The following is a 14058-nucleotide window of genomic DNA, read 5'->3' on the forward strand; positions in this document are numbered from 1 at the left end:
TTTTATGCGTATTGGCCACGGCTATGATGTGCACCGTTTCGCTGAAGGCGATTTCATTACTCTGGGCGGGGTGCAGATTGCACACAGCTTCGGGCTGCTCGCTCATTCCGACGGTGACGTCCTGCTGCACGCCTTGAGCGATGCCTTGCTTGGCGCTGCCGCGCTGGGTGATATCGGCAAGCATTTCCCGGACACCGACCCGCAATTCAAGGGCGCCGACAGCCGTGTGCTGTTGCGTCACGTCGTCGCATTGATCCACGCCAAGGGCTGGAAAATCGGCAACGTCGACAACACCATCGTCGCCCAGGCGCCGAAAATGGCCCCGCATATCGAATCGATGCGCGCGCTGATTGCCGCGGATCTTCAAGTTGAGTTGGATCAAGTGAACGTGAAAGCAACCACCACCGAGAAGCTGGGCTTTGTCGGGCGCGAAGAAGGCATTGCCGTGCACTCCGTTGCCTTGTTGCTGCGCTCATGAACGAAGCGCAATTGCTCGGCCCGCGCGCCTATGGCGCAGCCCTCGGCACCGCCGTGCTGAAGGCCACGGCGGAAGACTTTCAGGTGGACGAAGTACTCAACATCCCGCTTAGCGGCGATGGTGAACACCTGTGGATCTGGGTGGAAAAACGCGGATTGAACACCGAAGAGGCCGCCCGGCGGATTGCCAAGGCAGCCGGCGTGCCGCTGCGCACCGTCAGTTATGCAGGCCTCAAGGATCGTCAGGCGCTGACCCGTCAGTGGTTCAGCGTGCAATTGCCGGGCAAGGCGGACCCTGATCTGTCGGCGGCGGAAAACGACACGCTGAAGATCCTCAAGACTGGTCGCCACAAGCGCAAGTTGCAGCGTGGTGCACACTCGGCCAACGGTTTTACCCTGCGCCTGACCGGGTTCGCCGGTGACAAGGCGGCTATCGAGGAGCGTCTGCAACTGATCGCCAAACAGGGCATTCCCAACTATTTCGGTACTCAGCGTTTTGGCTTCGACGGCGGCAACGTCGTCGATGCCCGAGCCTGGGCTGCCCGCAAGGCCTTGCCGGAGCAACGCAACGTGCGTTCGCGCCTGCTGTCCACTGCTCGCAGTTTTCTGTTCAATCAGGTGTTGGCGGCTCGCGTTGCTGATGGCACCTGGCAGCGGGCTCAGGTGGGCGATTTACTGGCTTTCACCGACAGCCGCAGTTTCTTTCCCGCGGGCGAAGCTGAATGCAGCGATCCTCGGCTGGCGATTCTCGACCTGCACCCGACCGGGCCGCAGTGGGGTGAAGGTGACTCGCCGACGGCGGGGGCTGTCCATGAACTGGAGCAGTCAATCGCTGCGCGCGAAGCGGATTTGCGTGATTGGCTGATTAACGCCGGTATGAGCCACGAACGTCGCATCCTGCGGCTGCCCATTGGCGGGTTGACGTGGCATTATCCCGAGCCTGACATTCTGCAATTGGAATTCGTCCTGCCGGCCGGATGCTTTGCCACCGTATTGGTGCGTGAGCTCGTGGATCTGGTGTCGGTGGGGCAAACGGACAGCCCATGCGTATTCTGATTTCTAACGACGATGGGGTAGCCGCGCCCGGTCTTGCCGCGCTTTATGCTGCGCTGGCGGATTACACCGAGTGTGTGGTTATTGCCCCGGACCAGGACAAAAGCGGCGCCAGCAGCTCGCTGACGCTCGACCGTCCGTTGCACCCGCAAACCTTGGCCAACGGCTTTATCAGCCTCAATGGCACACCCACCGATTGCGTGCACCTGGGGCTCAACGGCCTGCTGGAGCAGCAACCGGACATGGTGGTGTCCGGGATTAACATGGGCGCTAACCTCGGGGACGATGTGCTGTATTCCGGGACCGTGGCGGCGGCCCTGGAGGGTCGCTTTCTGGAGCTCCCTTCGTTTGCCTTTTCATTTGCCTCACGGCAAACAGAAAATCTTCCTACAGCAGCATATTTCGCCCGCAAGCTGGTTGAAGCGCATGCCAGGCTTGAACTGCCACCGCGTACCGTGCTGAACGTGAACATTCCGAACTTGCCGCTGGACCACATTCGTGGCATTCAGTTGACTCGCCTCGGACACCGCGCCCGCGCCGCGGCGCCGATGAAAGTGGTCGATCCGCGAGGCAAGGCCGGTTACTGGATCGCTGCTGCTGGCGACGCCGAAGACGGCGGTCCCGGCACTGACTTTCATGCAGTGATGCAAGGCTACGTCTCCATCACGCCGCTGCAACTGGACCGCACCTTCAATGAGGCCTTCAGAAGTCTTGATGGCTGGCTGGAGGGATTGCGCTGATGGCCCGTGAGCAAGACGACATTCTACGTCGCGGCATCGGGATGACGTCCCAGCGCACCCGCGAGCGATTGATTCAGCGCCTGTATGAAGAGGGGCTGTCCAACGCCAGAGTGCTGGAAGTGATTCGCAGCACGCCGCGTCACCTGTTCGTCGACGAGGCGCTGGCCCATCGCGCTTATGAAGACACGGCGCTGCCGATCGGCCATAACCAGACCATCTCCCAGCCTTATATGGTGGCGCGCATGAGCGAGCTGCTGCTGGAAGCGGGGCCGCTGGACAAGGTCATGGAAATCGGCACCGGCTCGGGTTATCAGACGGCGGTACTGTCGCAGTTGGTGGAACGGGTGTTCTCCGTAGAGCGCATCAAGGTGTTGCAGGATCGGGCCAAGGAACGCCTGGTGGAGTTGAACCTGCGCAACGTGGTGTTTCGTTGGGGCGATGGTTGGGAAGGCTGGCCGGCGCTGGCGCCGTACAACGGCATTATCGTCACGGCGGTGGCCACCGATGTGCCCCAGGCGCTGCTCGATCAACTGGCGCCAGGAGGCCGGCTGGTAATCCCGGTTGGTTCAGGTGAGGTTCAGCAATTGATGCTGATCATCCGCGAAGAAAACGGCTTTTCCAGACGTGTTCTGGGCGCTGTTCGTTTCGTTCCGCTGCTCAACGGGCCTCTGGCCTGAGCATTTGTTTTCGCGGGCTGAATTCTCTTCGATTGGCCGGGTCTTACAGCGGCATCGATTGCTTGAACAGGACACATCATCCGTTGGCAAACGTGTGCGCGAAGCGATTTCGCTTCATTAAAGGTAAAGCCGGCACAGCCCGTTATACTTGCGACATTTCACGCCGACTTACGGCAATCCACATTTTCAGCCACCACAAAGGGAGCGGCGGGTGAGTCTCACAGTCATTGCGCAGCGTATGGGTACAACGAGCTTTCAGCGCCTGGTGACTGGCCTTGTCTTGAGCACCTTGCTGGTCGGTTGTTCCAGCAACAAATCGAGTGACGTGCGCGTCGTCGATCGCAACAATGCCGCGGCCCAGCGTCCGGCAGTGACGACGGGCCAGTACGTCGTACGACCTAAGGACACGATGTTCTCCATCGCCTTCCGTTACGGATGGGATTACAAGGCTCTGGCGGCGCGGAACAACATTCCTGCGCCGTACACGATCCATCCGGGTCAGACGATTCGCTTCGATGGCCGTACCGGTTCAACGGCTACGACCGTAGCCGGTTCGTCCGATTCAACGCCTTCGTCGTCGCTCAAAACCACGATAATCCGGCGTCAGGCGAACGGTACAACCACCAGCTCGTCGACCAGTACAGCGGCTGTTGCACCGTCCGTCGCCAACAAGTCAGTCCCCGTACCATTGCCTCCAGCCGGCCCGGCCCCGACCGGCTGGGGATGGCCTTCTAATGGCATTCTTATTGGAAAATTCTCTTCAAACGGTAGTTTGAATAAAGGAATTGATATCGCCGGGGATTTGGGACAGCCTGTTTTAGCTGCGTCTGATGGGACGGTGGTATACGCCGGGAGTGGCTTAAGGGGCTACGGCGAATTAGTCATCATCAAACACAGCGATACCTACGTCAGCGCCTACGGTCACAACCGCAGGCTTTTGGTTCGGGAGGGGCAGCAGGTCAAAGTCGGACAGACAATTGCCGAAATGGGGTCAACGGGTACAGACCGGGTGAAACTGCATTTTGAGATTCGCCGACAAGGTAAGCCTGTAGATCCGCTGCAATTCCTGCCACGTCGTTGATTTGTTGTCAGCCTGTTCCGTCACGTAGAGGGAACAGGCTTCAGCGTTGCCAAGGATAAAGGCGCCGCTTGAGCTTGAGGTCGAACTCACCAAAGGACTATAACAATGGCTCTCAGTAAAGAAGTGCCGGAGTTTGACATCGACGATGAGGTTCTCCTTATGGAGACCGGCATCGCTACGGATTCGATGTCGAATGATGAAGGGGCTGCACCACCTTCTGTTCGCGCCAAATCCAAACACTCCGCTTCTCTAAAGCAACACAAGTACATTGACTACACGCGGGCACTCGACGCCACGCAGTTGTATCTCAATGAAATCGGCTTTTCCCCGCTGCTCTCCCCCGAAGAAGAAGTTCATTTTGCGCGACTGTCGCAAAGTGGCGATCCGGCTGGGCGCAAGCGCATGATTGAAAGTAACCTGCGGCTGGTGGTTAAAATCGCCCGGCGTTACGTCAATCGTGGCCTGTCGCTGCTGGACTTGATCGAAGAGGGCAACCTGGGCCTGATCCGGGCGGTGGAAAAGTTCGACCCCGAGCGTGGCTTCCGCTTTTCGACCTACGCGACCTGGTGGATTCGTCAGACCATCGAGCGTGCGATCATGAATCAGACCCGGACCATCCGGTTGCCGATCCATGTGGTCAAGGAGCTTAACGTGTACCTGCGGGCTGCACGGGAGCTGACACAAAAGCTCGATCACGAACCCTCGCCTGAAGAAATCGCCAACCTGCTGGAAAAACCGGTAGGCGAGGTCAAGCGCATGCTTGGCCTCAACGAGCGGGTTTCTTCGGTCGACGTGTCCCTGGGCCCGGATTCGGATAAAACCCTGCTGGACACCCTTACCGACGACCGTCCGACCGATCCCTGTGAGCTGCTGCAGGACGACGACTTGTCCCAGAGCATCGATCAGTGGCTGTCGGAGCTGACCGACAAGCAGCGTGAGGTGGTGATACGCCGCTTCGGTCTGCGTGGCCATGAGAGTAGCACCCTGGAAGACGTAGGCCTGGAAATCGGTCTGACCCGGGAACGGGTACGGCAGATTCAGGTTGAAGGCCTCAAACGGCTTCGGGAGATTCTCGAGAAAAACGGCCTGTCGAGTGAGTCGCTGTTTCAATAAAGCACTCGCTTGAGTTGTCACAAAAAGCCCCGACCAGTCGGGGCTTTTTGCTGTCGGTTTGAAACGTAGGACGTCGCCTCAAGTTTGTAGTCTCGCGTTGTAAGTCTTTGCTTACTCTTTCGTAAGTGTTCGCTATTTTTACTTGTTGGCAGTCGTCTATTTTGGCTGTGGGTAAGTTTTATCTAATTGATTTATATTGATATTTTTCAATATTAACGACGTATGACAGGCGATTCCGGCGGTCCGGGGTGATTGCGCTCGGCAGGGAACTCTTTAGTATCAGCACTGTGTCGACGGATAGACACGCCCTTCAAGGAAGAGGGGAAAGGACATCGCAGGATGCGGTTCATCAGGACGATGAAAAGGAATAAAGGGAATAGGGAAAAATGTGGGCGGGTCAAACCGCCCCTTTTTTTTGTCTGCAGAAAAGCAAAAAGGCCCGCAAGGGGCCTTTTCGGGAACGCGGGGATAATCAGCGTTCGATGTACATGATCTTGCTTTGAACGTCTTTGTTCAGTACGCGGTCATGTTTTTCGGCATCAGGGAGGGCATCTTTCTTCTCGGTGATGTTCGGCCAGATCTCGGCCAATTCAACGTTCAGCTGGATGAACTCCTGCATATCGTCCGGTACTTCATCTTCAGAGAAGATGGCCACGGCCGGGCATTCCGGTTCGCACAGGGCGCAGTCGATGCACTCATCCGGGTGAATCACCAGGAAGTTCGGGCCTTCGTAAAAGCAGTCCACCGGACAGACTTCTACGCAGTCGGTGTACTTGCACTTGATGCAGTTGTCGGTGACGACGAAGGTCATTTCTAATTTTCTCCTCAGGCGGCGGCAGCGTAGCCCCTTCACGTTGGGGTCGCCAGGTTTGGGAGCGATAGTCTGCAGGCCAGGCTAAAAGCCTGCAGCATCCCAAACCGCGCGAGATTCTAACAGCTTGCAGGCAAGTGCGTTAGATCCGTGTCTTTAGTGTATAGAGCATTTCGAGTGCGCGACGCGGACTCATATCGTCCAGGTCCAGTTTGGCCAATTCATCCAGCACCGGATGCGGCAGGCTGGCGAACATGTCGCTCTGCTGCGGCTTGGCCGGTTTGCCTTTGACGGGCGCAGGCACTTCATGGGGCAGGGCTGTGGCTTCCAGGCGCCCCAGATGCTCGCGAGCGCGCACAATCACTTCGCTTGGCACACCGGCCAATTGAGCAACCGCCAAGCCATAACTCTGGCTCGCAGGCCCTGGCAACACGTGGTGCAGGAACACGATGCGTTCATTGTGCTCGGTAGCATTGAGGTGCACGTTGGCGACCAGCGGCTGGGCTTCCGGCAACACGGTCAATTCGAAGTAGTGAGTGGCGAACAGCGTGTAGGCGCGCAGGTGCGCCAGACGCTCGGCCGCCGCCCAGGCCAGGGACAGGCCGTCGAACGTACTGGTGCCACGACCGACTTCGTCCATCAGCACCAGGCTGCGATCGGTGGCGTTGTGCAGGATGTTGGCGGTTTCGCTCATTTCAACCATGAAGGTCGAGCGTCCGCCCGCCAGGTCATCGCTGGAACCGATCCGGGTGAAAATCCGGTCCACCAGCGACAATTCGCAACTGGCCGCTGGCACAAAGCTGCCGATGTGAGCCAGCAGCACAATCAATGCTGTCTGACGCATGTAAGTGGATTTACCGCCCATGTTCGGGCCGGTGATCACCAGCATGCGGGTGTTGTCGTCGAGGCTCAGGTCGTTGGCCACGAACGGTGTACTCAGCACTTGCTCGACCACCGGGTGACGGCCTTGACTGATGCGCATGCACGGCTCGCTGACGAAACGCGGGCAGTTCAGGTCGAGGTTCAGCGCACGCTCGGCGAGGTTGCTCAATACGTCCAGTTCGGCGAGTGCAGCAGCGGTGTCTTGCAGGGGGGGTAATTGCGCGATCAGGTCTTCGAGCAACGCTTCGTACAGCATCTTCTCGCGGGCCAGGGCGCGGCTCTTGGCCGACAATGCCTTGTCTTCGAACGCTTTGAGCTCCGGGGTGATGAAGCGCTCGGCGCCTTTGAGCGTTTGGCGGCGGATGTAGTCGGCCGGTGCCGACTCGGCTTGTTTGCTCGGCAACTCGATGAAGTAGCCGTGAATGCGGTTGTAGCCGACTTTCAGGTGCGACAGGCCGGTGCGGGCCTTTTCGCGGGCTTCGAGGTCGATCAGGAATTGCCCGGCGTTTTCGCTCAGCGATTGCAGGTCGTCGAGTTCGCTGTCGTAACCGGTTTTCAACACGCCGCCGTCACGGATGACGGCCGGCGGGTTGTCGATAATGGCTTTTTCCAGCAATGCCGCCAGTTCCGGGTAGGTGCTGGTGGTCTTGGCCAACTGGATGATGTGAGGCGCTTCAAGCTCTGCCATCGCCACCTGCAACTCGGGCAACGCACCGAGGGCGTCGCGCAGACGCGCCAGGTCACGAGGACGCGCGTTGCGCAAACCGATGCGCGCCAGAATCCGCTCGATGTCACCGATTTCCTTGAGCTGTGGTTGCAGCTTTTCGAAACGATAGCCGTCGAGCAGGCAGGTAATCGAGGTCTGACGTGCCAGCAACACGGTCAGATCGCGCAGCGGGCGATTCAGCCATCGGGTCAGCAGGCGGCTGCCCATGGCGGTCTGGCAGCGATCAACCACCGATTGCAGCGTGTTGTCGCGCCCACCAGCCAGGTTGGTGTCCAGTTCCAGGTTGCGACGGCTCGCGCCATCCAGCACCACGGTGTCGTCGAGGCGCTCATGACGCAGGCTGCGCAAGTGCGGCAGGGCGGTACGCTGGGTTTCCTTGGCGTAACCGAGCAGGCAGCCGGCAGCGCCGATGGCCAGGGTCAGGTTCTCGCAGCCGAAGCCTTTGAGGTCCTGGGTGGAGAATTGCTGACACAGACTTTTCAGCGCCGAATCACGTTCAAAATCCCAAGGCGCGCGACGACGAACCCCACGGCGCTTTTCTGCCGGCAGGTCTTTTGGCCAGTCGTCCGGGATCATCAGCTCCACCGGGTTGACCCGCTCCAATTCCGCCAGCAGGTTTTCCCAGCCCTTGATTTCCAGCACGGTGAAGTTGCCGCTGGTGATGTCCAGCACCGCCAGCCCGAACAGACGCTCGTCCCCCAGCACCGCAGCGATCAGGTTATCTCGACGCTCATCCAGCAGCGCTTCATCACTGACCGTCCCCGGCGTGATGATCCGCACCACCTGACGATCCACCGGCCCCTTGCTCGTCGCCGGATCGCCGACCTGTTCACAGATCACCACCGACTCGCCGAGCTTCACCAGTTTCGCCAGATAACCCTCGGCGGCATGGTAAGGAATCCCGCACATCGGAATCGCCTGGCCCGCCGACTGCCCACGGGCGGTCAGGGTGATGTCCAGCAATTTGGCGGCTTTCTTCGCATCTTCGTAGAAGATCTCGTAGAAATCGCCCATGCGATAGAACATCAGCTGGTCAGGGTGCTGGTTCTTCAGGCGCCAGTACTGCTGCATCATCGGGGTGTGGCTTGAAAGGTCGGTCATACGCGGGGTTCAGCTCTACCTGTCTATTTGACAACTCACATCTGTCTAATACTACAGGGATTTTTTCGGCATTGTTGGAGGCTGGCCTATGTTGATTTTGCGCAGGCGCAAATACCGGGCCGTCATTTTTGCGTCTGTGTGGCCACCCAGTTTCTGTGCGTTGTTGCCCTGATCATCGGTATCCGAAAGGGACTTGGCCCGTAGGTCGTGAAGGGTTGCATCCTCGACGCCGGCCTTCTGGCAACTGATCGCGAATGCATCTTTGACCGAGCTGTAATGAACCGGTTTACCGCCGCGCGGCGAGCAAAAAAGAGTGAGCCCGCGAATCTTCCGGGGCAAGGCCTTTACCCGGGCGACCAGTGCTTCGAGATCGGGCGTCATCTGGACGATCAGCTTGGCGCTGGTTTTTTCTTGCTTGAAGGCGATGCCGTCGGCGCTGATGTCGGCGAGGCGGATGGCAAGCACGTCACCAATGCGCTGCCCGGTGAGGTAGCACATCTCGTAAATCACCCGCATGTTGTCGCTCGACTTGGCGCAGATCGCCTCGAACTCCCCGTGAGTGATGTATCGATCTCGTTTGTGTTCAGGGTGACGGCGGACGCCGATGCACGGGTTCGAGTCAACCAACTGTTGTTCCAGGGCGAAGGTGAACACCGCTCGCAGGACAGAGATGACTCGGTTAGACATATTGGGCGTGTCCGCTCCGTGCATTTTCAACGCGACAACGTGCCGCTGCAGCACATCCCTCGGCTCGAAGTCAGCGAACGCTTCCTTGAGCTGGTCACAGGCGGCTTCATATTGCTTGATCGTGTTCGGTTTGAGCTTAGGCTTTACCCGATTGCGCATGTGCTCAAGAGCGTCGTCGATCAGTTTGGGCATGCCGCCCTGGCTGTTCTTGTCCAGCAGCTTGGCGTACTCAGCCAGTGACGCTTGAAAGTCGGTGCCTAGGCGCTTCCACTTGCCTTTGCGCACCAGGTAGTAGGCTCCGTGCTTTTGGTACATGCATGCGGGCAGGTGCCGGTCTTTCTTGCGAGGGCGCATCGTTTATCACCTCATCCAAGCCGAAGTTCCGGCCCCTTCCTTGATTGAATACCACCCAACCGCCCGATGACAACCTGGCGCAGCACCTTTGGGTGACCATCCCCACCTACCGCGAACCCGTATCGTTCGGCGGTCAGCCACTTAATCTGCGCCCCTGGCTTTTTGTAGCCGGTCAGGTCGGCCACTTCCTCTGCTGTTAAAAACATCTCTACCCGCCTTCGTGTCGCGACACGTTTTCTGTGTTCGCGTTTTGTGTCGCGTCACGGCCATTGGTCACGCGAAGCGGAAATGCCACTCCTTCCCACTTGCCGGCCATTCCACGGATGTGATGACGGTCGACGTGCGGGCGATGCGGCTTGCTTGCGTACAGATTGGCGCAGGCCTTGAACTGATCCAGCTCGTCCCCAGCATCGACCAGCACCTGGTGCTCGGTCGTGTTGACCTTGATCCAGCCGTCTTTGGTTTTACCGTGCCCGCTGGTGCGGCTCAGGATGAAGCGCCGGCCGCTGTTGTTGGCGCCGGTGGATGACTCGTTCAGGTAGTAGGCGATCGCGCCTTGGCGCACCCGCAGGATTGTCTTAGCCATCACTACGGGCCTCCGATTCAGCAACCGCACGCAACTTCAGCTTGATACCGCAAGAGCTGGCCAGCGCGGTCAACTGCCCGACAGTGGTGTCAGGGTTTTGCAGTGCCTGGCCAAACCGGATCAGGCGCTCGCCAAGCTTTCCTATTTCGTTATGCAGGTGCAGATGCGTTCCTTGGGTGAGGATGCTCATAGCCGGAACCTCTCAACCTGTGGGAGCGGGCTGGCGGGCAATTGTTCGGTTTGGCCTGCTGGGCTAGTCAGGGAGGCCCGTGCTGCCTGGCTTTCACCGGTAGTTATGCTGGCGGTCTTCTGCGGGAGCAAACTATCCGGCAGGCAACTGATGCCGCCTTGCGGGGTGATCCAGCAAGTGACCTGGCGGCTGGAATCATGCTGAACATCGATCAGCACCTGCGGCTGAGCGGCGCTGGCTTGGCCGGTGGCTAGCAGCAAGAAGAAAACTATCAATGCCTTCATGTGGAACTCCCGGGAGCTGCCTTGATTGCTCTGCTGGCGCTAATCACCATGAAAAAAGACGCTAGGAAACTCGACGCCGCTAGAGCCGGGTGCCCGCTTGCGATCAGCGCATAGATTTGAAAGCCAGTGGATAAGACACTCACCCATGCATGTTTCAACAGTTTTTTAGCGACTTCGACTTTGATCAGGCCGGATAGAACACCAATCCAGACAAGCACGTTCATTACTACCAGCACGTAAAATGCGAAGTCCTGTGCTGTTGGCGCGCCCAGTAGCAGGCACAGGCTCAGCACCAAGCTGATCAGGGCTGATATCAATTTCTGTTTCAAGACGGTCTCCTGGCCGATGGCGCAGATCTGCGCCACCAACGTTATGTGGTCGGTTACTTGCCGATGCCTATGAATGGAGTGGCGGTACCGCCGGTCATGTACACGGGCAGCTTGCCGTCCCACTTTTCAATGGCGTTCAGCTCAACCACACCAGGGTTCTTGCGCAGCGCCTCACCTCGGATGTTTAGCGACTCGGCCTCGCCCTGGGCTTTGAGAATGGCCGCGTCCTTGTCGCCCTGGGCAGCCGCCCGAACCTTGGCCGCTTCGGCTTCGGTCTGGCGCAGTTCGTTCTCGCGCTGCTGAGCCTTCTGTGTGGCGGTGATGCTGTTGTTCAAAGCGTCAACTACCTGTGGCGGCAGCACGATCTCGCCGTTGAGGTAGAGCGACTCGACCACGATTCCTTTACTTTCGAAGTGCTGTTGGACCTGAGCTTCGATGGCTTTCAGGAATGCTTCTTTGCCCGGGCCGTACACTTCGGAAGCCTTCACCTTCGAGCCGGCGTTGTTGAAGGCATTGCGCACCACCTGCGGCACGTTCACCTGGATGATCTCGTCCATCGACTTGCGATAGGTCTGGAACAGAAGGGGGGCTGCGCCCTGCTTGGCGCGCAGCGTGATACCGATCGGGGCGCTGATTGTCATGCCGTCGCGGTCCTGGAACTTAACCTGTTGCAGGTTGAAGTTCTGTGCGAACGTCGGGAACAGGAACAACTCCTCATTCGGTGTCAGCCACTTGTAGCCGACAGTGGCCTCGGTGGGCGCCACGCCCTTGTCGCTGCCCATCAGGTTCACGATGACGCCGGTGTAGCCGGCAGGCACTTTCGAGCAGCCCGCCGTGATGGCGAGTAGGCACAGCATTGCAATGGCGGCAATCCGCTTCATTGGTCTTTCTCCATGGTGTCGGCCGACTGGCCGGGTTTTGGTGTGGTGATAAGCAGGAATAGGCAGGCGGTCGCGATCATCCAGACAGCAGTGCCGAAGAAGCCGCCAATGACATCGAGGTCAGAGCTGCTGCTGATCAGGTCGCGGGCCGCGAACAGCAGCCAGGCGGCGGAGACGCTCAGGTAGATCAAGGCCAGCATCAGCACCTTGAACAGGCGCCATGGGGTCAGCGTTTTCTGGGGCATTTACTTTCTCCTGGCCGAACGAATCCCGGCCGCGTTGTTGGCTTTCGCAAAAATCAGATTGGGTTAAACGGTTTGAGCTGCCTCGATGCGGCGCACTGCCACGCGGGTTTCGATACGGCGTTCACCACTGCCGCGGCGAACTCGAAGCATCTGGTCATCGCCAATCATTCCGTGGACCGCCAGCACTAGGGCAAGAGTCGCGGCCAGCGGGCTTATCACGCCTTGACGCATCGCCTCGGCGACGAGCTGGGCGCGTCGTGTAACGCCCAATTTTGTCGAAGCTGCGAGAACGCGCTTCTTGATAGATTCGGGCTGTACGCCAAGGTCGCGGGCCAGCTCTTTCGAAGTCTGGCCCATGGCAATCCCCAGGACGCACTGCAACTCACGCAGCGCCAAACCATGGTTGAGGTAACCAGTCCAGGCGCCAACGGTGATTGAGGTTGCTGTGTTCATCAGGATGCTCCGTGCGGGTTTCGATGAAACAAATATGAGATATCCCCTAAGCTTAGTCAAGGGGAGTGCTCATATTTTTTATGAGTCACGTTTCTGTGGGCAAAAAAAACCGGCCGAAGCCGGTAATATTTGTTTGGGCGTATCAAAGAATCACCGAATACCAGAACGCTTTACCGAGGATGATTAGCTTGGTTTCGATTGTCTCCTCGAGGGAGTACACCTCATCAGGGTGTTCGTCACGGTTGTAGCTGCGGAGCCTAACGCCTCCCTGTCGAAGCCTGTACAAGACCACAACTCGCAGCTGCCCATCATGATCGATCGCGTAGATTTTCCCGTCTATGACGTCAGTATTTGCCATGTCTATAGCAACAGTACTGCCGTCGGGCATGATTGGCTCCATGTTGTTTCCAACAACTGTCACACACACGGCGTCTTCGGTATTGATGCCTTGGCGCTTCAGTATTTGGCGGTCAAACCGGATCTTGTGATCGGAGGCCAGAACCACCGTATGGCGTGGGTTATCGGGTGTTCCTGGCACCTCTTTTAGGAAGGGCAGGTAGATTTCCGATTCGTCTAGAGGTGTTTCGTGATCCCAGATATTGAACGGGCCAACGGCTTGAGCATTGCTAGGCGTGGGCCTATCAATAATTGCATAGTCCGAAGTCATCTCTCCCAGGCCGGCCTCTAGCCATATGGCGCTCACGCCGCAGGCTTTAGCAATGCTGGCGGTATGAGAGGAGCCTTGCGACTTGCCTCTTTCCAAGTTCGAGATCGAAGTTTGGTCGATACCTACCAAGCGGGCTAGCTCGGACTGAGTGAGTCCGGCGTGACTTCTGGCTGCTTTGATTCTTTGGCTGTAGTTCATTTCCATATCTTCATGGGTTTACCCCTATGCTTGCAAATGAGTATTCGCATGATATAGCCTAGGGGAAAGATCATAAAAGGTGTCCCTCTATGGGAAATATCCTGCTTGACCTGGTTAAGCATTTCGGAACACAGCAAAAAACTGCTGCTGCATTGAAAGTTGACCAGACGACTGTGTCCGGATGGGTAACAGGCAAACACTCCGTTTCTCCGAAAATCGCGGTACGAATCGAGCTGACTACAAACGGCTTGTTTCATCGCACCACTCTCTGCCCAGACTTCCCATGGATGATGGAGGCAGTGGCTCCGCCGACCTTGAACGCAAATCTACGCCCAATCTCGCCACCAAGTCAGTCCACTGTTGGTGCTGGTGTTTTGTCCAGTACTCAGCAGGTGGGGCAGTGAACAGGGTAGTAACGCGCATGAGTTGGATGGATTTCAAATCTGCGATTGCGCAACCTTCAGCAATAGGCCCTCGCCAGGGCCTGTTCAGCGACTTCCAATGGTTGGCTTTTGCCCGCCC

The 14058-nt window shown here is 58.1% G+C and carries 18 protein-coding genes; 7 read left to right on the forward strand and 11 right to left on the reverse strand.

What is annotated here, in order from left to right; translation table 11 throughout:
• Positions 1 to 4 precede the first annotated feature (4 nt).
• The 6 genes from ispF (at position 5) to rpoS (ending at position 5141) form a co-directional block, all read left to right on the forward strand.
• Positions 5 to 478 (forward strand): 2-C-methyl-D-erythritol 2,4-cyclodiphosphate synthase, encoded by a 474-nt coding sequence (gene ispF, locus POF45_RS21920; RefSeq protein WP_259499921.1) that lies wholly within the window; start codon positions 5 to 7, stop codon positions 476 to 478.
• Positions 475 to 1533, forward strand: a complete 1059-nt coding sequence (gene truD, locus POF45_RS21925; RefSeq protein ID WP_259499923.1) for a tRNA pseudouridine(13) synthase TruD — start codon at positions 475 to 477, stop codon at positions 1531 to 1533. The genes ispF and truD overlap by 4 nt, the downstream gene beginning before the upstream one ends.
• Complete coding sequence (surE, locus tag POF45_RS21930) at positions 1521 to 2270, forward strand: 5'/3'-nucleotidase SurE (RefSeq protein WP_259499925.1); 750 nt, start codon at positions 1521 to 1523, stop codon at positions 2268 to 2270. Before truD ends, surE begins: the two co-directional genes overlap by 13 nt.
• A gap of 41 nt (positions 2271 to 2311) precedes the next feature.
• Complete coding sequence (locus tag POF45_RS21935) at positions 2312 to 2947, forward strand: protein-L-isoaspartate(D-aspartate) O-methyltransferase (RefSeq protein WP_259503103.1); 636 nt, start codon at positions 2312 to 2314, stop codon at positions 2945 to 2947.
• A gap of 211 nt (positions 2948 to 3158) precedes the next feature.
• A complete protein-coding gene (locus POF45_RS21940; protein WP_282316709.1) occupies positions 3159 to 4028 on the forward strand; it encodes a peptidoglycan DD-metalloendopeptidase family protein in 870 nt (289 codons plus the stop codon).
• A gap of 105 nt (positions 4029 to 4133) precedes the next feature.
• On the forward strand, positions 4134 to 5141 hold the full coding sequence (gene rpoS / locus POF45_RS21945; protein WP_054047143.1) for an RNA polymerase sigma factor RpoS: 1008 nt from the start codon (positions 4134 to 4136) through the stop codon (positions 5139 to 5141).
• 472 nt (positions 5142 to 5613) lie between these two features.
• Here the strand turns inward: rpoS and fdxA are convergent, their stop codons facing one another.
• From fdxA to POF45_RS22000, 11 genes are all read right to left on the reverse strand, one after another.
• Positions 5614 to 5952, reverse strand: coding sequence for a ferredoxin FdxA (fdxA, locus tag POF45_RS21950; protein WP_259499929.1), 339 nt, complete (start codon positions 5950 to 5952; stop codon positions 5614 to 5616).
• Positions 5953 to 6094: 142 nt separating this feature from the next.
• The gene (gene mutS, locus POF45_RS21955) at positions 6095 to 8662 is read right to left on the reverse strand and encodes a DNA mismatch repair protein MutS (RefSeq protein ID WP_282316711.1); all 2568 of its coding nucleotides are present in this window, start codon (positions 8660 to 8662) and stop codon (positions 6095 to 6097) included.
• Positions 8663 to 8713: 51 nt separating this feature from the next.
• Positions 8714 to 9703, reverse strand: a complete 990-nt coding sequence (locus tag POF45_RS21960; protein ID WP_282316712.1) for a tyrosine-type recombinase/integrase — start codon at positions 9701 to 9703, stop codon at positions 8714 to 8716.
• A gap of 11 nt (positions 9704 to 9714) precedes the next feature.
• Positions 9715 to 9909 carry a DUF4224 domain-containing protein gene (locus tag POF45_RS21965; protein ID WP_010564156.1) on the reverse strand — a complete coding sequence of 65 codons (195 nt, stop codon included), beginning with the start codon at positions 9907 to 9909 and terminating at the stop codon, positions 9715 to 9717.
• Positions 9910 to 9911: 2 nt separating this feature from the next.
• Positions 9912 to 10289, reverse strand: coding sequence for a hypothetical protein (locus tag POF45_RS21970; RefSeq protein ID WP_282316714.1), 378 nt, complete (start codon positions 10287 to 10289; stop codon positions 9912 to 9914).
• The gene (locus POF45_RS21975; protein ID WP_282316715.1) at positions 10282 to 10479 is read right to left on the reverse strand and encodes a hypothetical protein; all 198 of its coding nucleotides are present in this window, start codon (positions 10477 to 10479) and stop codon (positions 10282 to 10284) included. The genes POF45_RS21970 and POF45_RS21975 overlap by 8 nt, the downstream gene beginning before the upstream one ends.
• 280 nt (positions 10480 to 10759) lie before the next feature.
• Positions 10760 to 11092 (reverse strand): hypothetical protein, encoded by a 333-nt coding sequence (locus POF45_RS21980; protein ID WP_282316716.1) that lies wholly within the window; start codon positions 11090 to 11092, stop codon positions 10760 to 10762.
• 53 nt (positions 11093 to 11145) lie between these two features.
• Positions 11146 to 11973 (reverse strand): SPFH domain-containing protein, encoded by an 828-nt coding sequence (locus POF45_RS21985; RefSeq protein ID WP_282316717.1) that lies wholly within the window; start codon positions 11971 to 11973, stop codon positions 11146 to 11148.
• Complete coding sequence (locus POF45_RS21990; protein ID WP_282316718.1) at positions 11970 to 12218, reverse strand: hypothetical protein; 249 nt, start codon at positions 12216 to 12218, stop codon at positions 11970 to 11972. Before POF45_RS21990 ends, POF45_RS21985 begins: the two co-directional genes overlap by 4 nt.
• Positions 12219 to 12281: 63 nt before the next feature.
• Positions 12282 to 12671: a response regulator transcription factor gene (locus POF45_RS21995; protein ID WP_282316720.1), complete on the reverse strand. Its 390-nt coding sequence runs from the start codon at positions 12669 to 12671 to the stop codon at positions 12282 to 12284.
• Positions 12672 to 12813: 142 nt separating this feature from the next.
• Complete coding sequence (locus POF45_RS22000) at positions 12814 to 13536, reverse strand: XRE family transcriptional regulator (RefSeq protein ID WP_282316721.1); 723 nt, start codon at positions 13534 to 13536, stop codon at positions 12814 to 12816.
• An 89-nt stretch (positions 13537 to 13625) separates the two neighbouring features.
• On the opposite strand from POF45_RS22000, the gene POF45_RS29760 reads away from it, so the two are divergent.
• On the forward strand, positions 13626 to 13940 hold the full coding sequence (locus tag POF45_RS29760) for a transcriptional regulator (RefSeq protein ID WP_349016870.1): 315 nt from the start codon (positions 13626 to 13628) through the stop codon (positions 13938 to 13940).
• The last annotated feature ends 118 nt before the right edge of the window (positions 13941 to 14058 follow it).

This window comes from Pseudomonas fungipugnans (assembly GCF_029955235.1).
Lineage (GTDB): Bacteria > Pseudomonadota > Gammaproteobacteria > Pseudomonadales > Pseudomonadaceae > Aquipseudomonas > Aquipseudomonas fungipugnans.